The organism is Lysobacter sp. HDW10 (assembly GCF_011300685.1).
Lineage (GTDB): Bacteria > Pseudomonadota > Gammaproteobacteria > Xanthomonadales > Xanthomonadaceae > Solilutibacter.
The window spans coordinates 1,393,116-1,413,368 of sequence record NZ_CP049864.1; the positions used below are offsets into that span (position 1 = coordinate 1,393,116).

General features: G+C 56.9%; 21 protein-coding genes, 1 tRNA gene and 1 pseudogene. 12 read left to right on the forward strand and 11 right to left on the reverse strand.

Annotated features, from left to right (window positions below; genetic code table 11):
* Positions 1–15 precede the first annotated feature (15 nt).
* From G7069_RS06705 to G7069_RS06715, 3 genes are all read left to right on the forward strand, one after another.
* Positions 16–432, forward strand: a complete 417-nt coding sequence (locus G7069_RS06705; protein ID WP_166295523.1) for a hypothetical protein — start codon at positions 16–18, stop codon at positions 430–432.
* 88 nt (positions 433–520) lie between these two features.
* A complete protein-coding gene (locus tag G7069_RS06710) occupies positions 521–1,066 on the forward strand; it encodes a DNA-3-methyladenine glycosylase (RefSeq protein WP_205758776.1) in 546 nt (181 codons plus the stop codon).
* Between the two features lie 67 nt (positions 1,067–1,133).
* Positions 1,134–1,769, forward strand: a complete 636-nt coding sequence (locus tag G7069_RS06715) for a vWA domain-containing protein (protein WP_166295526.1) — start codon at positions 1,134–1,136, stop codon at positions 1,767–1,769.
* Positions 1,770–1,775: 6 nt separating this feature from the next.
* On the opposite strand, the gene G7069_RS06720 is transcribed toward G7069_RS06715, so the two are convergent.
* Positions 1,776–2,360, reverse strand: coding sequence for a YigZ family protein (locus G7069_RS06720; RefSeq protein WP_166295529.1), 585 nt, complete (start codon positions 2,358–2,360; stop codon positions 1,776–1,778).
* A 97-nt stretch (positions 2,361–2,457) separates the two neighbouring features.
* On the opposite strand from G7069_RS06720, the gene G7069_RS06725 reads away from it, so the two are divergent.
* Positions 2,458–3,483, forward strand: a complete 1,026-nt coding sequence (locus G7069_RS06725) for a TraB/GumN family protein (protein ID WP_166295531.1) — start codon at positions 2,458–2,460, stop codon at positions 3,481–3,483.
* 30 nt (positions 3,484–3,513) lie between these two features.
* On the opposite strand, the gene dxs is transcribed toward G7069_RS06725, so the two are convergent.
* The 5 genes from dxs to G7069_RS06750 all read right to left on the reverse strand — a co-directional run bounded on the left by dxs (position 3,514) and on the right by G7069_RS06750 (position 9,622).
* Positions 3,514–5,421, reverse strand: coding sequence for a 1-deoxy-D-xylulose-5-phosphate synthase (dxs, locus tag G7069_RS06730; RefSeq protein WP_166295534.1), 1,908 nt, complete (start codon positions 5,419–5,421; stop codon positions 3,514–3,516).
* Between the two features lie 67 nt (positions 5,422–5,488).
* A complete protein-coding gene (locus tag G7069_RS06735; RefSeq protein ID WP_166295537.1) occupies positions 5,489–6,553 on the reverse strand; it encodes a hypothetical protein in 1,065 nt (354 codons plus the stop codon).
* Between the two features lie 65 nt (positions 6,554–6,618).
* Positions 6,619–7,218, reverse strand: coding sequence for an HNH endonuclease (locus tag G7069_RS06740; protein ID WP_240912665.1), 600 nt, complete (start codon positions 7,216–7,218; stop codon positions 6,619–6,621).
* A gap of 121 nt (positions 7,219–7,339) precedes the next feature.
* On the reverse strand, positions 7,340–9,133 hold the full coding sequence (locus G7069_RS06745; RefSeq protein ID WP_166295543.1) for an acyl-CoA dehydrogenase C-terminal domain-containing protein: 1,794 nt from the start codon (positions 9,131–9,133) through the stop codon (positions 7,340–7,342).
* 12 nt (positions 9,134–9,145) lie between these two features.
* Complete coding sequence (locus tag G7069_RS06750) at positions 9,146–9,622, reverse strand: LEA type 2 family protein (protein ID WP_166295546.1); 477 nt, start codon at positions 9,620–9,622, stop codon at positions 9,146–9,148.
* A gap of 104 nt (positions 9,623–9,726) precedes the next feature.
* On the opposite strand from G7069_RS06750, the gene G7069_RS06755 reads away from it, so the two are divergent.
* The 3 genes from G7069_RS06755 to G7069_RS06765 all read left to right on the forward strand — a co-directional run bounded on the left by G7069_RS06755 (position 9,727) and on the right by G7069_RS06765 (position 12,063).
* The gene (locus G7069_RS06755; RefSeq protein WP_166295548.1) at positions 9,727–11,289 is read left to right on the forward strand and encodes a YdiU family protein; all 1,563 of its coding nucleotides are present in this window, start codon (positions 9,727–9,729) and stop codon (positions 11,287–11,289) included.
* 67 nt (positions 11,290–11,356) lie between these two features.
* Positions 11,357–11,432: transfer RNA gene (locus G7069_RS06760), tRNA-Phe, on the forward strand.
* Between the two features lie 52 nt (positions 11,433–11,484).
* Positions 11,485–12,063 (forward strand): TMEM165/GDT1 family protein, encoded by a 579-nt coding sequence (locus G7069_RS06765; RefSeq protein ID WP_166295551.1) that lies wholly within the window; start codon positions 11,485–11,487, stop codon positions 12,061–12,063.
* 68 nt (positions 12,064–12,131) lie between these two features.
* On the opposite strand, the gene G7069_RS06770 is transcribed toward G7069_RS06765, so the two are convergent.
* Positions 12,132–12,764, reverse strand: coding sequence for an OmpA family protein (locus G7069_RS06770; RefSeq protein ID WP_240912666.1), 633 nt, complete (start codon positions 12,762–12,764; stop codon positions 12,132–12,134).
* A 220-nt stretch (positions 12,765–12,984) separates the two neighbouring features.
* Between G7069_RS06770 and G7069_RS06775 the strand changes: the two genes are divergently transcribed.
* The gene (locus tag G7069_RS06775) at positions 12,985–13,395 is read left to right on the forward strand and encodes a DUF6491 family protein (RefSeq protein WP_166295557.1); all 411 of its coding nucleotides are present in this window, start codon (positions 12,985–12,987) and stop codon (positions 13,393–13,395) included.
* Here G7069_RS06775 and G7069_RS06780 read toward each other — a convergent pair whose 3' ends face one another.
* From G7069_RS06780 to ftsY, 4 genes and pseudogenes are all read right to left on the reverse strand, one after another.
* Positions 13,396–13,665, reverse strand: coding sequence for an oxidative damage protection protein (locus tag G7069_RS06780; RefSeq protein ID WP_166295560.1), 270 nt, complete (start codon positions 13,663–13,665; stop codon positions 13,396–13,398). It lies immediately after the preceding gene.
* A gap of 2 nt (positions 13,666–13,667) precedes the next feature.
* The gene (gene mutY / locus G7069_RS06785) at positions 13,668–14,717 is read right to left on the reverse strand and encodes an A/G-specific adenine glycosylase (protein ID WP_166295563.1); all 1,050 of its coding nucleotides are present in this window, start codon (positions 14,715–14,717) and stop codon (positions 13,668–13,670) included.
* Positions 14,701–15,960, reverse strand: coding sequence for a hypothetical protein (locus G7069_RS06790; RefSeq protein WP_166295565.1), 1,260 nt, complete (start codon positions 15,958–15,960; stop codon positions 14,701–14,703). The genes mutY and G7069_RS06790 overlap by 17 nt, the downstream gene beginning before the upstream one ends.
* Positions 15,957–17,246: pseudogene (gene ftsY, locus G7069_RS06795) on the reverse strand (signal recognition particle-docking protein FtsY). Before ftsY ends, G7069_RS06790 begins: the two are co-directional and overlap by 4 nt.
* Here ftsY and rsmD point away from each other — a divergent pair.
* From rsmD to ggt, 4 genes are read left to right on the forward strand one after another with little or no spacing between them, the layout of a single operon-like run.
* The gene (rsmD, locus tag G7069_RS06800; protein ID WP_343162585.1) at positions 17,131–17,679 is read left to right on the forward strand and encodes a 16S rRNA (guanine(966)-N(2))-methyltransferase RsmD; all 549 of its coding nucleotides are present in this window, start codon (positions 17,131–17,133) and stop codon (positions 17,677–17,679) included. The pseudogene ftsY and the gene rsmD overlap by 116 nt on opposite strands.
* Before the next feature lie 51 nt (positions 17,680–17,730).
* The gene (gene coaD / locus G7069_RS06805) at positions 17,731–18,264 is read left to right on the forward strand and encodes a pantetheine-phosphate adenylyltransferase (protein WP_166295571.1); all 534 of its coding nucleotides are present in this window, start codon (positions 17,731–17,733) and stop codon (positions 18,262–18,264) included.
* Positions 18,265–18,270: 6 nt separating this feature from the next.
* Positions 18,271–18,519 carry a YfhL family 4Fe-4S dicluster ferredoxin gene (locus G7069_RS06810; protein ID WP_166295573.1) on the forward strand — a complete coding sequence of 83 codons (249 nt, stop codon included), beginning with the start codon at positions 18,271–18,273 and terminating at the stop codon, positions 18,517–18,519.
* Entirely contained in the window at positions 18,516–20,243 is a 1,728-nt protein-coding gene (ggt, locus tag G7069_RS06815) for a gamma-glutamyltransferase (protein ID WP_166295575.1), read from the forward strand. Before G7069_RS06810 ends, ggt begins: the two co-directional genes overlap by 4 nt.
* Positions 20,244–20,253 lie beyond the last annotated feature (10 nt).

The following is a 20,253-nucleotide window of genomic DNA, read 5'->3' on the forward strand; positions in this document are numbered from 1 at the left end:
GTATGTGGAAACCGGATGTCAAAGGACGTGATGGCACAAAAAAACGGGCGATACGATCGCCCGTCTTTTCCGGATGCGCAGCAGTTAGTGTTTGTTGCTGCCGCGTTGCTCGTTTTGGTCTTGAGCTCGACCTTGTTGCTGCTGCGCCGTCGTTGGCGTGTCGCGCCCCTGCGTGCTGGCCGGGTTCTTCGAACCTGCCTGCGCCGGTTTCTTTTGTGCATCACCGCCCATACTCACTTGGTCGCGATCATGCAAACGCTGCTTTTGTTGATTATCGGTTTGATTCGGATTTTGATTTTGGTTCTGGTTCATGCTGGATTGCTCCAATTGCCCGACAGTATTCGTCGGATGGCCAGTGTCGGCGATCGCGCATTAGTCATGCGTGATATTTCTCTTAAACACGCTTCTTGCGATTCAGACTCGCGTCGATAAATGCGCACAACGCCGCTTTCATCACGATTCATATAATGAAAAGGTGAACGTCGATACACACGCTCTGACGCGTGCTTTCTTTAATCGCATGCCGATTGAAGTCGCACCGGAGTTGCTTGGCAAGCTGCTGGTGCGCGATGACGGACGCGTGCTTCGCATCGTAGAAACGGAAGCTTACGCACAAGACGATCCGGCAGCACATACGTTTCGCGGCGAGACGGCGCGTAATCGTTCTATGTTCGGTGCGCCCGGTCATCTCTATGTGTATTTCAGTTACGGCGTCCATTGGTGCGCCAATTTGGTGTGTGGACCCAAAGGCTATGGCGCGGGCGTGTTGATTCGTGCAGGCGAACCCTTGGCGGGCATTGAGTTGATGGCGCAGGCACGCAACGGCGTGGTGCTCAAACAACTCTGCAATGGTCCCGGCAAGCTCGCGCAAGCGATGGGCATTAACAAAGCGTTCGATGGCATGGATGTGACAGGTGGCGATGTGATTACCGCCATGGATGACGGCTACCGGCCGCCTGGCATCGTTGCCTGTCCACGCATCGGCATCAGTAAGGCTGCGGAAGCACCGCTACGCTTTCTAGTGTCAGAGAGCCCCTATGTGTCCAAACGCGCCTCAGCGCGCTGACTTGCGTCGCAGTCCTAGAGACGCGACGGCGTAAAGATGCCTCTTCCACAGGGAGGAGTCATCACACATGAACGAACACAGCCATATTTCGGTCATCTTGGACCGCACCGGTTCGATGGAATGCATTCGCGCGGATGTCGTGGGTGGTTTCAACACATTCTTGTCACAGCAAAAGTCGGCGCCGCATCCTGCGACCTTCACATTGGTGCAATTCGATTCGCACGCGCCGTATGAAGTGCTGTATGCGTTCGAGCCCATTTCCAACATTGAACCACTCACGCTTGAGCAGTACGTGCCGCGCGCGAGCACGCCCTTGTACGACGCGATAGGCAAAGGCATCCTCGATCTGGAAGCACAGTTGTCGGGGATGACAGAAGCCGAGCGGCCCGGCAAGATCATTTTCGTCATCGTGACCGATGGTCAGGAAAACGCCAGCCGCGAATTCACGCGTGCGCGCACCTCAGCATTGATCGAAGCCAAAAAAGGTTTGGGTTGGGATTTTGTATTTTTGAGTGCAGATGAAACCGCGTTCCGCGACGCGCGCGGCATGGGCATCTCTCATGAGGGGTCTTTGATGTTCAGCAAATCCAAGCGCGGCAACGACGCGGCATGGTCGGCTGCCTCCGAACGGATCAGTGCGCGGCGATCAGGTGTGGCAGACAAAGTCTCTTTTGACGACACAGACCGCGCGGCGAGCGAATGATGTCGTCTACTTCGTGATGCAAACGCGCGCGCGATCGCGCGTTGCATCGCGTAGTGCGATCTTCAATCGATCCACGGCAACTTCAGGCAGGCGTAGCTGCAACACTGCGCCTTCCGCGTTGAACTGCTCCCCGGATTTTTCGGCCGCGAATTGTGCAGTGAGCGCGTGCACAGCGCCGGTGTCTTCAAACGCATAGCGCACTGAAATATCTGCCATCGCAATCAAGGGCACTCTCGGTGCAAGCCGTAAGCACTCCGCAGCAGCGCCCCCATAGGCGCGTACCAATCCACCTGCGCCTAGTTTGATGCCGCCATACCATCGCGTGACCACCACGGCCACTTGGTCATAGCCTTGCCCATCAATCGCGGACAGGATGGGCCTGCCGGCGGTGCCTGCGGGCTCACCGTCGTCATTGAATCGATACTCACCACCCAAGCGCCAAGCCCAGCAATTGTGTGTGGCCGATGGATCACCCACTTCTGCAAAGAAAGCCGACGCGGCCTCAACGGATGTCACGGGCGCGGCGTGTGCGATGAAACGACTGTGCTTGATTTCAACTTCGTGATTGACGGGCGACGCCAGTGTATCCATGCTCGAGTCTTCCGAACCCAGAGGTCATCTTATCGCGTGCATCATTGAACTTTGACGCGGGGAAGCGGTCAGTCTTTTTACATCTGGGAGGATAGAAATGCGAATACTTATATGCGCCGCCGTATTGGCCTTGGCGACGTCTTCGGTGAGTGCGCAACAAGCGACGCACCCAATTGCCACGCAGAGCGCAGAGGCACCGCCAACACCGACCTACACACAGCTCGATGCGGTCACGGTCGAAGGTGCACAACCCGGGCCAGGCCTGTGGCAAGCCAACAAGAACGGTCATACCGTTTGGATCCTCGGCACCGTCTCCCCGCTACCGAGTGGGATGCAATGGCAATTGAATACGGTGAAGGACGTGATCGCGCAATCGCAAGAGGTGATCTCGCCGCCGGACATCAACATACAAGCCAACATCGGTATTTTCAAAGGCCTGTTCTTGTTCAATCGATTGCGCAAGATGGACCAGAATCCGGATGGAAAGCATTTGAGTGAAGTTCTTTCGGCCCCTACCTATGCGCGCTGGCAACGACTCAAATCGCGCTACATGCCAAACGACAAAGACGTGGAAAAGAAGCGCCCGATGTTTGCCGCCGGTGCCTTGTTGAAAGCCGCCTACGCAAAGAGTGGATTGAGCGACAAATCTTTGATCTGGCCGGCCATCAATCCCCTGATTAAAGACAATAAGTTAAAGGTGACGAGCACCTCGATCAAATTGAAGATCGAAGATCCTGCGCAGGCTTTGAAAGAATTCAAAGACGAAACCATGAATGACGAGCTGTGTCTCTCGAGTGCAATGAATTTGCTCGAGAACAATATTCCTGCAGTCAAAGCGCGCGCGAATGCATGGGCACGTGGCGACGTCGCGCGGATACGTCAGCTGCCGATTGCGGATCGCAATAGCGATTGCGTACAGGCCTTGATGGAAGCCCAGGTTGCCGCAACGCGTGGTCTGCGCAATGTCCCGGCTACGCTTAGATCAAACTGGCTGACCGCAGTGGACGCCGCCAGTGCACGCAACGAAAGCACTTTCGCTGTGATGTCGGTCGATATGCTGATCGGCAAGGATGGCTACCTCGCATCCCTGAAAGAGAAGGGCTACGAGATCATCGAACCCTGAAACAAAAAGGCGGCCAATGGCCGCCTTCTTCTATCCTTGCGCCGAACGCGCTGCCGCTTGGTTGATATCCGGCCAGCGTTTGAGAATCGCCGCACGAATGCCATCGACATCCAATCCCGCTTCAGCCAACAAATCTTCGCGGCTCGCGTGATGTTGGAAGGCGTCAGGGAGGCCCAAGTGCAGTACCGGCATCACGATGCCTTCTGCAGATAGCAGCTCAGAGACGCCAGAACCGGCACCGCCTGCGACGACGTTATCTTCGAGTGTGACGAAGCCGTCATGGGTACGCGCAAGTGCAAGGATACGTTCGCGATCCAAGGGCTTCACGAAACGCATATCAACGACGGTCAGGCCCAGTGCTTCGCCCACTTTCAAAGCGGCGGGCAACGGCGCACCGAAGGCGAGTAGGGCAAGGCGCGTGCCTTCATGGCGCGTCACCGACTTGCCAATCTCAACGCCTTCCAAAGAATCACCTGCAGCGACGCCGGTACCGCTACCACGCGGATAACGCACGGCAGTTGGGCCTTCGTGCCTGTAAGCGGTGTTCAAGAGCAAACGCGCTTCGTGTTCGTCTGAAGGTGCCATCACCATCATGTTGGGCACGCAACGCAAAAAGCTCAGATCCAGATTGCCGGCATGCGTCGCACCATCCGGACCGACGACGCCACCGCGGTCGATGGCGAACATCACGTCCAGTTTTTGAATCGCGACGTCATGGACGAGTTGATCGTAGGCACGTTGCAAGAAGGTGGAGTAAATCGCAACGACAGGTTTGGCACCTTCGCACGCCATGCCGGCCGCAAGCGTCACCGCGTGTTGCTCAGCAATCGCTGTGTCGAAATACCGTTCCGGGAATTGCTTGGAGAACGCGACCAAGCCAGACCCTTCGCGCATGGCGGGCGTAATGCCCAGCAACTTCGTGTCGGCGGCTGCCATGTCGCACAACCAATCGCCGAACACATCGGTATAAGTGGGCTTTTTAGCCGTGCCAGGCTTCGGCACGATGCCCTGGTCGGGGTCAAACGGCGAGACAGCGTGATAACCGATTTGGTCACCTTCAGCCCGTCCGTACCCTTTGCCTTTGGTCGTGATCACATGCAACAGTTGCGGACCCTTCAAACCCTTCAAGGTTTTGATGGTCGAGACCAGGGCATCCACGTCATGCCCGTCGATCGGACCCGTGTAATGGAAGCCCATCTCTTCGAACAGGGTAGAAGGCACGAACATGCCTTTCCAATGTTCTTCCCAGCGACGCACAAAACGCGCGGGGCCTTTGTCTTTGTCGCCTAACAACTTCTTACCGCCCTCGCGCAACGCGTTCAAGGTGCGGTTCCCTGTCATGCGCCCGAGCATTTGCGTCAGGCCGCCGACGGCCTCCGAAATCGACATGCGGTTGTCATTGAGGATGACCAGCAGATTCGGCTCGGTGTCCATCCCGCCTGCGTGGTTGAGTGCCTCATACGCCATACCGGCGGTCATCGCGCCGTCACCGATCACCGCCACGACACGACGGTCATTGCCTTCAAGTTGATTGGCGACGGCCATACCGAGCGCGGCCGAGATCGAGGTCGAAGAGTGGCCGACACCAAAGGTATCGAATTCACTTTCTTCACGTTTCGGGAACGGTGCAACGCCGTCTTTTTGTTTGACGGTATGAATTCGGTCGCCGCGACCGGTCAAGATCTTATGCGGATAGGCCTGATGACCCACGTCCCACACAATCCGATCTTCCGGCGTGTTGTAGAGGTAGTGCAGCACGGTGGTGAGTTCAACAACGCCAAGATTGGCGCCGAAGTGGCCCCCCGATTTGCCGACAGATTCAATCAAATAGCCGCGCAACTCATCCGCCGTAGCGCGGAGTGCGGACGCTTCAAATTTACGTAGGTCTTCTGGCGCTTTTATGCGGGAAAGACGGGGATATCGCGATGCATCAATCATCCCCGTATTGTAAACGCCGACACGACAAGGCGGCGCACACACGCCGCCCTGATCGAATGGAACTGTATTAACGCGGACGTAAGTTTGCGAGCGGGCCTGTCAGCTCCAACGGTGCGCCATTGAGGCTTGCGGACGCAAAGCCCGTGGCGACGTTGGCATTGATGAAATCAGCCACGTCTTCCAAAGGAACGCCCGCAGCATCTGCGATTTCCATAATGTGTGACGGGCCTTTCATCATCGCGGTGGCGATTCTGAAGTGCTTGGGATATTCGCGTTCGGTTTGCGGCCATTTGGTCAGCAAATAGTCGGCACGCTCGCCCACGCCGGTTTCCAGCTTGCCTTTGCCGGCCATCAGGCCTGCAAGCCAAATCAAACGTTGCAAGGGTTGGGCGCTGCCCGCCGTACGCAGGAGGTCGGCATCCGATGCCGGCTTCAGATCGGCCGCGGTCACTTCGCCCTCGAAATACGATGCAATCGCTTTCAAGGTGGCCGGGCCGCGATATTCACGCTTGTTCGGATCGATGATGAGCTCTGGCAGGCCGTCTCGGGTCAGCATCGTCGGTGACGACAGTGCGCCCGGCTCGAGCCAGTTCAACAAAGTGCGCACGCGCGGCGGTTCTTGCACGGGTGCCGGCGCGGGTGCCGGTTCCGGCGTCGCTGCCACGGGCGCAGGTGCGGCCACCGGTTCCGCCGACACATTGGCGGGCGCAGCCACGGGTGCGGCAGGCTGTACAGGCATGTGTGCATGTGTCGGTGCAATGGTCTCTTCCGGCAAGACATCGACCGGGCTCGGTGCCGGTGTGGCACCTGCAGGCACAGCGGCCGCTGCGCCGCCTGAGGCCGCCATTAGCACCGCTTTAAATTGCTCTTGATTCAGCGGACGCGCCAAACGTGAATCTGCCTTGGTCGTGGACGCCTGCGTCAAGCCAATCACGTGCTTGCCCGCGTTATGTAACTGCATGAAGCTCATCGGCCCATACAAACTATCCATATCGACAATGACGAAATCTGCGTCATTCCCTTGGGTGAGTTCGAAAAGATGGCCAATGGCTGCATTTGCATCATTGAAGGCAGTCGTCAACGCAGCCTGCGTTTGACCGTCCATGCCTGTCATGCTCAACTTCAAAGCCATTTTTGGGATCCCTGTTCCTTCAGACTTCAAGTGTACAGCCCAGCAGGGCACCGGCAAGGGTGTATTCAAACTAGGCGTGAAGCCCGCTTCGGCATCTGCGCTTTAAGGAAGGACATTTGGTCGGCCAAAATATGGCGGTTGGACAAGATCAAATGCTCGACCCAGCTCGGCCGGTAGGGGATCGCCAAGAGCGGCATGGCGGCTTGTTGCGGGGTCCGATTGCCTTTTCTGGAATTGCAGCTCACGCAGGCGGCCACCACGTTCTCCCAGATGTCGCGGCCGCCCTTAGAGACGGGTTGGACGTGGTCGCGCGTCAGCTGGTTGCGTGAATAGCTGGAACCGCAGTACATGCACAGCTGCTGATCGCGGGCGAACAGCGCGGTATTGGTGAGAGAAGGGGTCGGGCAGGCATGCCGACCGCGTGCATGGCTACGCGCCGCAATGATGGGATGAACATCCAGATTGCTGCGCTCACCGGTGAGCCGCGAAATGCCACCGTGCAACGTGATGCACGGGTCACCCAATGTCCATGCCACAGCATCACGCGCATAGAGACAGGCCGCGTCTTGCCAACTGATCCAATCCAGCGCTTGGCCATGTGCATCCAGCGCCAGCAAACGCACGCTTGGGCGCAAGATTCGAACTTGGGTTTCTTCGAGGGAAATGCTTCCGAACGCCGGATCCGTTTGGGCTCCGGCCAAGTTCACACGATCGGGTCTGTGTGCTGGCTCCATACGGGAATCCAGCATATACCTCATTTGTGACGAATTGTGAACAGGCGATCGGTCAGTCGAATAGATCGGCGTCCAAAGCCATCAAATTGTCCGCGCCACTATTCAGTGCGGCCAAGTGCATGCGCGTGCGCGGCAAGATTCGGTCGTAGTAGAAACGCGCCGTTTCGAGCTTGGCTTTTGCACGCTTGCCAGTCGCATCGGCATTCAATGCAGCCTTCACCGAGCGTGCCCAGAAGTAGGCCAAACACACATAGCCCGAGTAGAACAAATAGTCGTAAGCCGTTGCGCCCACTTCGTCCGGATTTTGGCTTGCCTTTGCACCAATGGCTTGGCTCGTGGCCACCCACTCCTGCAGCATGGCTGACAAGGTCGACACGAATGGCGCCATCTGCGCGTCATTGGCATGCGCCTGACAGAACTCGCCAATCATTTGCGCGAATGGCTTCATGCCTGCGCCTTGAAGTTGCAACAACTTGCGACCGACGAGGTCGAGCGCTTGGATGCCCGTCGTCCCTTCATAGAGCGTTGTAATGCGCACATCGCGCGCAATTTGTTCCATGCCATGTTCGGCAATGTAGCCGTGACCGCCAAAACACTGTTGCGCGTGATACGCGCATTCCACGCCCCACTCCGTGAGACAGGCTTTGACGATGGGTGTCAAAAAGCCGGCGACGGCGTCCGCGGTCTTGCGCGATGCTTCGTCCGGTGCACTGTGCGCGAGATCGACTTGCGTGTTGGCATACAAAGCGAGCACGCGACCACCTTCGATCAAGGCCTTCTGGGTGAGCAACATCCGACGCACGTCGGGGTGGACGATGATCGGATCGGCGGGTTTGTTCGGGAACTTTGCACCGGACAACGCGCGCATTTGCAAGCGTTCGCGTGCGTAGTGCAATGCATTCTGATACGCGCGTTCCGCCTGGCTGAGGCCCTGAATACCCACGCCCAAACGTGCGGAGTTCATCATGGTAAACATCGCCATGAGACCTTTGTTAGCTTGTCCAACCAAATAGCCTCTGGATGCGTCGAAATTCATCACGCATGTCGACGAGCCATGAATCCCCATCTTGTGTTCGATCGAGCCGCAGACCGCGTGGTTCGCTTCCGTCGTGGTGTGTCCCGCTTCGTCGAGCAAAAACTTCGGCACGATAAAGAGCGAGATGCCGCGGCTGCCTTCCGGTGCGTCCGGCAATTTGGCGAGCACCAAATGAATGATGTTTTCCGTGAGGTCATGCTCACCTGCGGTAATGAAGATCTTCGTGCCGGTGATGGTGTAAGTGCCATCTTCGTTGGGCACTGCGCGTGTTTTCAGCAGGCCCAAGTCGGTGCCGGCATGCGGTTCCGTCAAGCACATGGTGCCGGTCCACAAGCCGCTTACCAGTGGCTTCAGGAAGGTTTCCTTCATCCAATCGTTGCCGTGAAATTGCAGGGCATCCATGGCGCCGTGTGACAACAGCGGGAAGTTGCTCCAAGCCAAGTTGGATGCATCGATCATTTCTTTCACCGCAGCACCGATGACGTGCGGCATGCCTTGGCCACCGAACGCTTCCGGCGCACTCAGGCCCGCCCAACCGTTTTCCACATAAGCGTCGTACGCGGCCTTGAAGCCGTCGGGTGTCTTGACCGCAGCCGTGACAGGATCACGCACGCAGCCCTGCGCATCGCCTATGGCATTCAACGGCGCGAGCACGGTCTCTGTGAACCGACCCGCTTCTTCAAGAATGGCTTCAACCAATTCGCGATTGACCTCCGATCTACCGATGGCTTCAAAGGTAGTGTCGATGCCCAAAACATCAAAGAGGGCGAATTGCATGTCCTCAAGCGGGGCGCGGTAACTGTTGCTCATCTTTTCTCCGGATCAGCGCAAAGTGCCGGGCAAGCCGGGCACGGGGCTCAGTTGGTTGTGTTTTGAATCGAGTGTGTAAGTGCGTGCACTGGTTTCGCCTGGTGCTGCCGTCAACGTGCCGCCCAATGTGTACGACACGCTGCGTCCGTTCACCAATGCATCTGCAATGAAAAGTTTCGTTTGCGCATCCGGTGTGAGTTGCAACTGGATGACGTCTGCGCTTTCAGCCGGCACCGTGATCGCAGGTGCTGCGGTCAAGTTCACCTGTGCGGCATCGCTGAAGCGCGCAACCAGGGCAATGCGATCAAAGCGCATGCCAATACTGCTGTAGTTCTGCAATCGCACGGTCACGTGCCATTGGCCGCGTGCATCCACTTGAACTTGCTGAAGGCTCGCGTCAGGTTCTGAAACGCGCGCACCGCCGGTGGAGGCGCAGGCCGACAATAGAACGATGAAGCACATCACAAGTAGCGTACGGACCAAGGTCATGACATTTTTTCCTAGCAGCTGATAAGAGGATACCGTTACGAATGGATCAGATGGAAGCTTGCCTTGCCCGCCAACGAGCCCCATCTTCAAGACTTATGAGCAGCATGCTTCAATCCATTCTTTCTTTCGACAACCGTCTGGTTGAAAAGTTGCCGCAAGATCCCGACACGGAACGCAGTGTGCGGCAAGTGTCGGCTGCATGGTCGGCAGTAGCGCCTGAACCCGTCAGCGCGCCTGAACTGATCGCCACATCGCCCGACATGATGCGCGTGCTGGGCATTCCGCCAGAGGTCGCGACGCGCCCTGAGTTCGCTGACGTGTTCTCCGGAAACACTGTCCTGCCTGGCATGCAGCCCCATGCGACGAACTACGGGGGTCATCAATTTGGCCATTGGGCGGGACAGTTGGGAGATGGACGGGCGATCACGCTTGCGGAAGTGATTGCATCTTCCGGACAACATTGGGAACTGCAATTGAAGGGCGCGGGCCGCACGCCCTATTCGCGTCATGCCGACGGACGCGCGGTGTTGCGGTCTTCTGCGCGTGAGTTTTTGTGCAGCGAAGCGATGCATTTCTTGGGCGTTCCTACAACGCGCGCGCTGTCGCTGATCGCAACAGGGGATGCGGTCGTGCGCGACATGTTCTACGACGGTCATCCAAAAGCAGAACCTGGGGCCATCGTCTGTCGCGCGTCGCCCTCATTTATACGATTTGGCCACTTTCAACTCCCGAACGCACGTGGCGACACGGCCTTGCTTCACGAATGGGTGACGTTTTGCATCGCGCGCGATTTCCCGCACATTTCGAGCTCGGGTGAAGCGGCCTACGCGCAGTGGTTCGAAGAGATCTGTGTGCGCACTGCACGCATGGTCGCGGAATGGATGCGTGTGGGTTTCGTGCATGGCGTGATGAATACCGACAACATGAGCGTGCTCGGTCTCACGATCGACTACGGTCCCTACGGGTTTGTGGACGCGTTCGATCCGGATTTCACGCCGAACACCACCGATGCGCAGGGCCGACGCTATCGATTTGGTTGGCAGCCCAGAATTGCCTATTGGAATCTGCAGCAACTGGCGCTTGCGCTATCGCCCTTGTTCAAAGACGCGTCGCCATTGCAGGCCGGACTTGAAGCGTATGCGCTGACATACGGCCAGTTGGATCGGCAGAATGCCGCCCGCAAATTGGGTCTGTCGAACTGCACGGATGAAGACATGCAGCTGTTGCGCGATTTGCAAGCTTGGATGCATGCGGGCGAAGTCGATATGACGCTGTGCTTCAACGCGTTGAACGTCGAAACGATCGAAGACTTGCGTGCGGAAAGTTTCGATGACGCTTGCTACGACAGTGAAAAACAAAGTGCGCAGGCAGAGACATTGACGCAGTGGCTCGACCGCTACAAAGCGCGCGCGCGTGCCGATGTTTGGTCATGGTCGGAGCGCATGCAGACGATGCGGTTGGCCAATCCGGCGTTCATCCTGCGCAATTGGATTGTGCAGCGAGCCATCGAGCAAGCGGAGACCGGCGACTATCAGGGTATTCATGACCTTCTGGACGTCTTGCAAAGGCCCTATGACACCCACCTCGGCTATACCGGGCGCGCGGGTAGGCGGCCCGACTGGGCCAGAAATGCGCCGGGCTGCTCAATGCTGTCCTGCTCCTCTTAAACCAAGCGACGCAAAGGCTTGCTCAGGGTGGGGGCTCTGGCTATACTTGGCGGCTCGCGTAAGCGACGGCTAGGTAGCTCAGTTGGTAGAGCAGGGGATTGAAAATCCCCGTGTCGGGGGTTCGATTCCCTCCCTGGCCACCACTTTTGAGGGCTTGCAGAAATGCAGGCCCTTTTCTTTTAGCGGAATTGACGTATGGAAGCCTTGCTCGTTTCGACAGGTGTCGTGGCGCTCGCGGAAATCGGCGATAAGACCCAACTACTTGCCTTCATCCTCGCCGCACGTTTCAAGAAACCGTTGCCCATCATCCTTGGCATCTTCGCCGCGACGGTGGTCAATCACGGTTTGGCCGGCGCCCTAGGGGCTTGGATCACCGCTTCTGTCAGTCCCGACATTCTGCGTTGGGTCCTGGGTGTGTCCTTCGTAGGTATGGCGATCTGGACGCTAATCCCTGACAAGATCGAAGAAGAAGAAACCCAAATCGCGAAACGCTTTGGCGTGTTCGGCGCCACCTTGGTGACATTCTTCTTGGCCGAGATGGGTGACAAAACGCAAATTGCCACGATCGCGATGGCAGCACATTATTCAACGCCGATCATGGTGGTCGTAGGCACGACGTTGGGCATGCTGATTGCCGATGTGCCGGCGGTCTTTATCGGCGACAAGTTGGCGTCGAAGATACCCATGCGACTCGTGCATGGCATCGCCGCTGCGATCTTTGCACTGTTAGGTATTGCAACACTGCTTGGCGCAGGCGCCAAACTCGGGTTCTAAACCAGACATAAAAAACGCCCGGCTGAGAAAACCGGGCGTTTTTATTGAAGCGTTTGGCGATTTTAGAACTAAGCGCCGTTGTTGACCGGAATCAAGCGAATTTCAACACGACGGTTCAAGGCACGCCCGGAGTCTGTGCTGTTGTCCGCGACCGGATACTGGTAGTTATAGCCATGCATTTCCATTCGCACGGATTGCACGCCTTGACCACCCAAGTAATTGCCGACGGAGTGAGCACGCGCTTCTGACACCTTTTGGTTCGCAGCGAGTGAGCCGACGTTGTCGGTATGGCCATTGATCTCAACGATCGTCTGGTTGTATTCCTTGATCGTGCTAGCGATGCTGTTCAAAGCCGGATAGAACTGCGGTTTGACATCGGTCTTGTTGAAATCGAAGGTCACGCCGTCTGGCAAATTCAGCTTGATGACATCACCATCGCGTTGAACATCGACGCCGGTGCCAGCTGTTTGACGGCGCAGCTCTGCTTCTTGGCGATCTTGATAGGCACCGATGCCTGCACCTGCAAGGCCACCGATACCCGCACCCACCATCGCGCGTTGACGTCGTTCAGTGGCGTCCCGACCGGACAATAGTCCAGCGACTGCACCGATGCTTGCGCCAATGAGTGCGCCACGTCCTGTGCGGTTTGGATCATTCGGATCGTTGGTTTGACCTGTGTAACTGGCGCAGCCCGCCATCATCGTGACAGATACGGCTGCAGCGATTGCGCTTTTAGACAATGCGTTCATGGGATCCTTCCTCCTTGGACGTAGATAACGTCTACGTTGCAAGGAGACTAAAGCCCAAGACTTGGCCTGAACATGAATGCTTGCGAAAGGTTCAGCCAAAAGAAGCGATCGTCACGAGGAAGTGAAGAATGTTTGCATACACTCGAGCAATGAGAGTATGGAGACGATGGTCATGAAAAAAAGCATCACACCCTTGGTAGCGGTCGCCGTTTTGGCTATTTCATTGAGTGCTTGTGCAACCACGCAACGCGGCAGTGATGCGAGTCAACTCGCTGCGTACGAGCCCTATTTGCTGCCGCCGGTAAAGTCCATCCGTTATCTGCAAGCTCGGAACTGGGAAAAGATCACCGACCGGCATGTTTTGATGGAAACACGGCCCAACGAACAATATTTGTTGAAACTGGATGGACCGTGTATGCAGTTCTCGAATGGTTCGCCGAGTTTGATTGTTGATGCGCACATGACCGGTATGTTGTCGGTTGGCTCTGATCGCATTGGCACCATGGATTCGCCAATGAGATGTTTGATTCGCGAGATTCGACCGCTGGACCTTGCAGCCATGAAAGCTGCGAAAGGCGCCTAGTTAGGATTCGGGCGTGAAGCCTTCGGGCTTCTCCGCTCCGCCACCAAACAGAAACTTCTCCATCTCGACTTCGAGAAAGGCGCGGTGCTTCGGGTCCATCGGCGATAGACGGTTTTCGTTGATCAGCATCGTTTGGTGCGTCAGCCAAGCAGACCACGCGGCCTTCCCAATATGGGCAAACACACGTTTGCCCATGTCACCCGGCCAAGGGACAAAATCCAAACCATCGGTTTCAGTTTTCGAGTATTCGCAAAACACAGTGCGGCTCATGTTCAAGACTCCAAGAGTTTTCGAATGGGCGCAGGCATGCCCAATGTAGAGAGTGTATCGGTCGCGACCCATGCACCTTGTGTGCTTGTAGGTTCTGCGGCGGAGGATTGCACATGCGTGACGTGCAAGGGCGTGATATCCAATTTGAAATGCGTGAACACGTGCCTGAATGCAGGAAGCGGATGAATGGCATTGTGCGTGCGCGATGCGAGCCAAGCCTGTGCATCGCTGGGCCCGTCAAATTGCGGCAAGCTCCACAATGCGCCCCAAATGCCTTTGGCCGGGCGCTTTTCCAAGTAATGTGCACCGTGTTCGTTTTGCATCCAAACGACAACGCAACTTCGAATGGGCGATACCCGTTTAGGGCGCGCAGCAGGAATACTTGCCGTCAAATCGGATCTGGCAGATTCGCACAGCGTTAGCACTGGACACTGCGAGCACAGAGGCTTTGATCGCGTACACACCGTGGCACCCAGATCCATGAGTGCTTGTGTGTAATCAGCAAACCCGTTATTCGGCAGCAACGAAGTGGACAATGACCACAAGCGCTTCTCAACAGCAGGAAGACCGGGCCATTCGCTTTCCGCAATCAGTCGCGACAACACGCGTTTGACATTGCCATCCAAGATTGGAAATGGGCGCTCAAAGGCTTGCGCAAGAATGGCGCCTGCCGTGCTGCGCCCAATGCCGGGCAATGCGACTAGCGCGTCATAGTCATTCGGGATTTCACTGTTGTGCAATTCAACGCATTGTTTTGCCGCTGCATGCAAGTTACGTGCGCGACTGTAATAACCGAGGCCCGTCCACAGCCCTAGCACCTGATCTTCAGATGCTTCAGCGAGATCTTTCAAAGTCGGAAGTGCAGTGATGAAACGTGGAAAGTAGCCCAGCACAGTGGACACTTGTGTTTGCTGCAGCATGATTTCTGACAGCCAAACGTGGTACGGCGATCTCGATTGTGTCCACGGCAAATCGTGGCGACCGTGCGTTTGATACCAAGTCATTAAGGTCTGCGCAAAAGCAGACGCTTGCAACTCACTTGTCGTCGACATCAATCTCAACGCCTTCCAATCGAATATCACCGACATCCAAGCGCGATGCTTTGAGTCGACCTTGGATGGGCGGAATCGGTGTGCCTTGGTCAGACGCTTGTGTCCACGCCAACACCTCGCGCGCTTCGAACTTACCGGCGAACTCAAGACCTGGCTGGCGAAGCTGCAATTCAAACGGTGCGCTTAAACCGGCATCGCCTTGGTAGTTCAACGCAAAGGCCCGCCCGCCGGTGTGCTGATTGAACGGTGACGGCAGCGCGGGCCATGAGGCGGGCCACTGCGCGAGTGTGCCTTCGAGTGCCACATCAATTTCGTGACCAAAACGCACATGTCCTGTCGCATCCAAGGTCGGAATCTTGTCTTTGCCGCGCAGGGCAACTTGCGCTGGTGCGAGTTGCAGTCCGGTGCTATTCAACTGCCAATCGCCCCGCAATCCCAGCGCCATCGGCAAGATGTGTGTTCCTGTCCGATATTCCGCATAGGCACCTAAGGTGCCTTGATGCAATCGAACATCGCCTTTGTCCAACGCAAGCACACCCTGCAATCGCGGACGTGTGGCCAGTGCCCAGTCGCCTGAAAAAATCGACGCACTGCCGTTCAATGCGAAACCCGCACCGCTTGCGGGCCTCGTAAGCGCTGCGCCAAGATCGAATTGCATGCGCACGCTGTCGTTGCTGAACTGTCCCGATAAATGCCCTTGCACCGGCTTCTGCATTGAGAAGTAGGGCACGTCTAAATCAAACGCTTCAACGCGCCAGCCTTGGCCGACCACCTGTCCGCGTTTCACGGAAATGCCGTGTTTGAACTCTGGTATTTGAGAGGTCGTTTTTGGACGCGCATCTTGCCAGCGCCTAAACGCTGCAAGATCCAGAACCGGTGCATCGAGCTCAACCCGATCGACGACCAATGTCTGACCGCGCGATTTCAATGTCACCCAAGGCATCGCAATTTTGATGCGTGCGGCCGTGAGCAGCGCTGTCCTTTCCCCGACTGCGTGCGCTTCAACATCGCGCAAGACGATGTACGGCGTGCCGCGCCAATTGATGTCAGTTCGACCTTTGGCGGTAATTTCCAGACCCGTCGCGCGACCGATTCGCTCAAGCAACAAAGGTGTGAAGTTGTTTGGCTTCAGCGCAAAGTACACGCCGGACAACAACACGGCGATGAGTGCAGCAACGACAAAAAGCGCAATCCATCCGAACGTCTTAAAACGACTTCGTGTAGTGGACGTCGTTGAATTCACTCGCCGATGGATTCCGGTAGCAATGCATCGACAAAGGCCGCGGCGTCGAAGACGCGCAGATCTTCTGGGCGTTCGCCAATGCCTGCGAATCGAATGGGAATGCCGAATTCGCGCGCGAGCGCGAACACCACACCGCCCTTGGCCGTGCCATCCAGCTTCGTGACCACCAGGCCCGTGATGGGTGTTTTTGCGTTGAAGGCACGCACTTGGGAAATGGCGTTTTGCCCTGTGGTGCCGTCGATCACCATCAATGTTTCGTGTGGCACTTTGGGGTCTTGCTTGCCCAGCACGCGAACAATCTTCGACAGCTCATCCATCAAGCCGGCTTGTGTGTGCAAGCGGCCGGCTGTATCTGCAATCAATATGTCGGTGCCGCGTGACTTGGCCGCTTGATAGGCATCAAAAGCGACTGCCGCGGCATCGGCATTCTGACCTTGCGCCACTACCTGGACATTGTTGCGTTCGCCCCATGCTTGCAACTGCGCAACGGCTGCGGCACGAAACGTATCGCCAGCCGCCAACATGAGGCTGCGTTGCTCGTCACGGAATTTGCGCGCGAGCTTGCCAATCGTGGTGGTCTTACCCACGCCGTTGACACCCACAGTCACAATCACGAAGGGCTTCGCCGAATCGTCAATCACCAGGGGCTGTGCAACCGGTGCCAGCATGGCGAGCAATTCGGCGCGCAATGCACGGAACAAAGCGGCGGCATTTTCAAACTCGCGCTTGTTCATGCGTCGGCGCAGATCGTCCACCAAAGCGGTGGTTGCGGTGACGCCGACATCCGCCGTGATCAAAGCGGTTTCAATCTCTTCGAGCAAGGCTTCATCAAGCGCGGGATTGCGCTTGAAGACACTGCCCAAGCTGCGTGCGATGGCGCTGCCACTCAGTCGTTCGCGCCAACCGCGCTTTCCGGCACTTGCCGCGGGGGCCGCGTTTGCAAATTCGTCGACGACGGCCGGGGTTTCGAGCCGCACGGGGGGTTCAGTGAGGTCAACGCTGGCCGGTGCCGGATTTTGCTCAACAATTTGCGGGGTGCTGGGGGCTTCAGCTTTCTTGCGGCGGAACCAACTAACCATGGGTACGCGAATGCGGGACAATGGCCTGCATGGTAACACTGGGCTATGAACTCACCCCATGAAAACAAGGCAAGGCACGAGCCAAGGTCAGGTGCGAATCATCGCGGGAAAATGGCGTAATACGCGCCTGGAAGTGCCTTCTGTCGTCGGGCTCCGGCCCAGTGCCGATCGCATGCGCGAGACCCTGTTCAATTGGTTACAGCCCATGCTGGCGGGTGCGGCGGCCTTGGATGTGTTTGCGGGTACCGGTGCGTTGGGTTTAGAGGCGTTATCCAGGGGAGCGACATCTTCCGTATTTATTGAGCGCGACGCGAAGCTGGCCCGTAGCCTGAAAGACACGCTCAAGAAATTACAGGGCGGTGAGGCGGCCACGGTGCTGACCGGAGACGCGTTGCCATGTTTGCAACGTCTTGAAAGCGCATCGATCGATTTGGCCTTTGTCGACCCGCCCTTTGCTGCCGGTCTGTGGACGCAAGTCTGGCCCTTGTTAGCGCCCTGCATGAAGCCCGATGCATGGCTCTACGTCGAATCACCGCCCAACACGCCAGAGGCGACGCCACCTGCGCCATGGCGACTCCATCGTGAAATGAGCACGCGTGATGCCTGCGGGCGCCTGTACAAGCGACAAGCTGCGACTTGATACACTTGGCAGACCAACGAAACCGGCCTTTTCACCGGTGACTGCAAGCCCATGTCGGTAACACCCAATCCGCGCGTTGCCATCTATCCGGGCACATTCGACCCCATCACCAACGGCCATGCAGATTTGGTGCAACGCGCTGCGCCATTGTTTGAGAAGTTGATCATTGCGGTGGCCGAAAGCCCGAATAAAGGGCCAGGCTTGACCTTGGCGCAGCGTGTATCACTGGCGCAAGAAGCCTTGAAGCATTTGCCCAATGTGGAAGTCCGCGGTTTCGATAGCCTGTTGGCGCATTTTGTCGAATCCATCGGCGCGGGTGTTTTGATTCGCGGTTTACGCGCCGTGTCTGATTTCGAATACGAGTTTCAGCTTGCGAGCATGAATCGGCACTTGATTCCCAGCGTCGAAACTTTATTTATGACGCCTGCGGAACAGTACGGCTTTATTTCATCGTCTTTGGTGCGCGAGATTTCGCGCTTGGGTGGCGATGTCAGTAAATTTGTACCTGTGTGTGTGGGCGACGCACTTCGCGCGTTGCATAGCCAACGTCAGGCCGAAGACCAGGCGTCCACACGGGCGAGTTGAGCGAACGTGTCCCTCAAGATTCTGGAAACCTGCATCAATTGCGATGTGTGTGAACCTGCGTGCCCCAACAAGGCCATTACGCAAGGGGAAGAGATCTACATCATTCACCCTGATCTCTGCACCGAATGCGTGGGCCATTTTGATGAGCCGCAGTGTGTGGTGGTGTGCCCGGTGGAATGTATCGAACCAGATCCAGACCATGTTGAAACCGAGACGATGCTGCTCGCCAAGCTGGCAGTGATTCAGGAGAAATGAAAGTGTTGAAGTTCCCCCGCGTGCTTGTCAGTGTCACTTTGTTATTTGCATTTGCAGCCAGCGCGGTCGCAGCGCCGGCCAGCCCTGCTCGGGCAAAGCCTGTTGCACCGAAGGGCACGGTCATTGCCTCGGCGCATGCGCTTGCCACCGAGGCCGGCTTTGAAGTCGTGGCGAAGGGCGGCAATGCCTTTGATGCGGCGGTCGCCGTCTCTGCGGCACTTTCAGTGGTGGAACCTGTCAGCTCTGGCTTGGGCGGTGGTGGCTTCTTTCTTTTGCACGATGCAAAGACGGGCAAAGATATTTTTATCGACGCGCGCGAAACGTCACCTGCTTCAGCCACACCTGAAAAGTTTCTCGATGCGAAAGGCAACTTAGACACGTCGAAGTCACAAGATGGTCCGTGGTCTGCTGGCATCCCGGGCTTGCCGGCGGCGTTGGTGTATGTCTCGCAAAAATATGGCCGCCTCCCGCTCAAGACGAGCTTGGCGCCTGCGATTCGCATTGCGCGTAACGGGTTCCCGATGTATCCGCGTTTGGCGCATGCGCTGGAAGAACGCAAAGACGTGATCGCTCAGTTCCCGGGCTCTCGCGCGATTTTCATGCCGAAAGGTGTGCCGTTGAAAGATGGCGAATTGTTGGTGCAAACAGACTTGGCAAACACCTTGCAGCTGACTGCCGACAAAGGCTTTGACGGTTTCTACAAGGGCAGGGTAGCGCAACAAATTCTGGATGCCATCAAGGCTGAAGGTGGCCACTGGACGGCGAGCGAATTGTCGAGCTACGAAGTCAAACAGCGCGCACCAATTCACTTCAACTATCGCGGCTGGTCTCTAGTCACCGCGCCGCCGCCGTCTTCAGGCGGTATTGCATTGGCTGAAATTTTGCAGTTGCTCGAACCTTGGGACATTCGCAAGCTCACACCTGCAAAGCGCACGCACTTGGTAGTCGAGGCCATGCGCCGCGCCTATCACGATCGTACGTTCTATCTCGGTGATCCGGACTTCGTAGACGTGCCGCAAAAAACCTTGCTGAGCCCGGACTATGCCGACGGTTTGCGCACCACGATTCATCCGGACAAAGCCACGCCGAGCCTGTTGTTCCCGAACGAGCCCACCCCGTTTGAACACGAAGAAACGACGCACTTCTCCATCATCGATGCACACGGCAACAAGGTAGGCGTGACGCAAACGGTCAATCTGGAATATGGTTCCGGCATGATCGCGCCCGGCACAGGCGTCCTTCTGAATGACGAGATGGATGACTTCGCTTTGAAAGCGGGCACACCGAACGCATTTGGCGTCATCGGCTATGCGGCCAATGCGCCGAAGCCGGGCAAACGCATGTTGAGCTCCATGTCACCGACCTTTATGTCGCGTCCCGGCCAAGAAGTTGTGATCGGCACACCGGGCGGCAGCCGCATCATCACCATGGTCTTGCTCGGCATACTCGGTTATGACGCTGGGCTGACGCCGCAACAAGTGGCCGCCATCCCGCGCTATCACCATCAATGGTTGCCTGACGAAATTTCCATTGAACCGAATGCCTTGGATGCGAACACCATCAAGCAACTGCAAGCCATGGGGCACGTCGTCAAGCCGCGGGGTTCTACGTGGGGCAATATGCAGACGGTCGATTGGAATACGCGCACAGGTGAACTGCGCGGCGGCACCGATCCGCGTAATCCGGTCGGCACAGCCGATGTGCGTGCCCTCAAAACCCATTGATCTGTTCTTA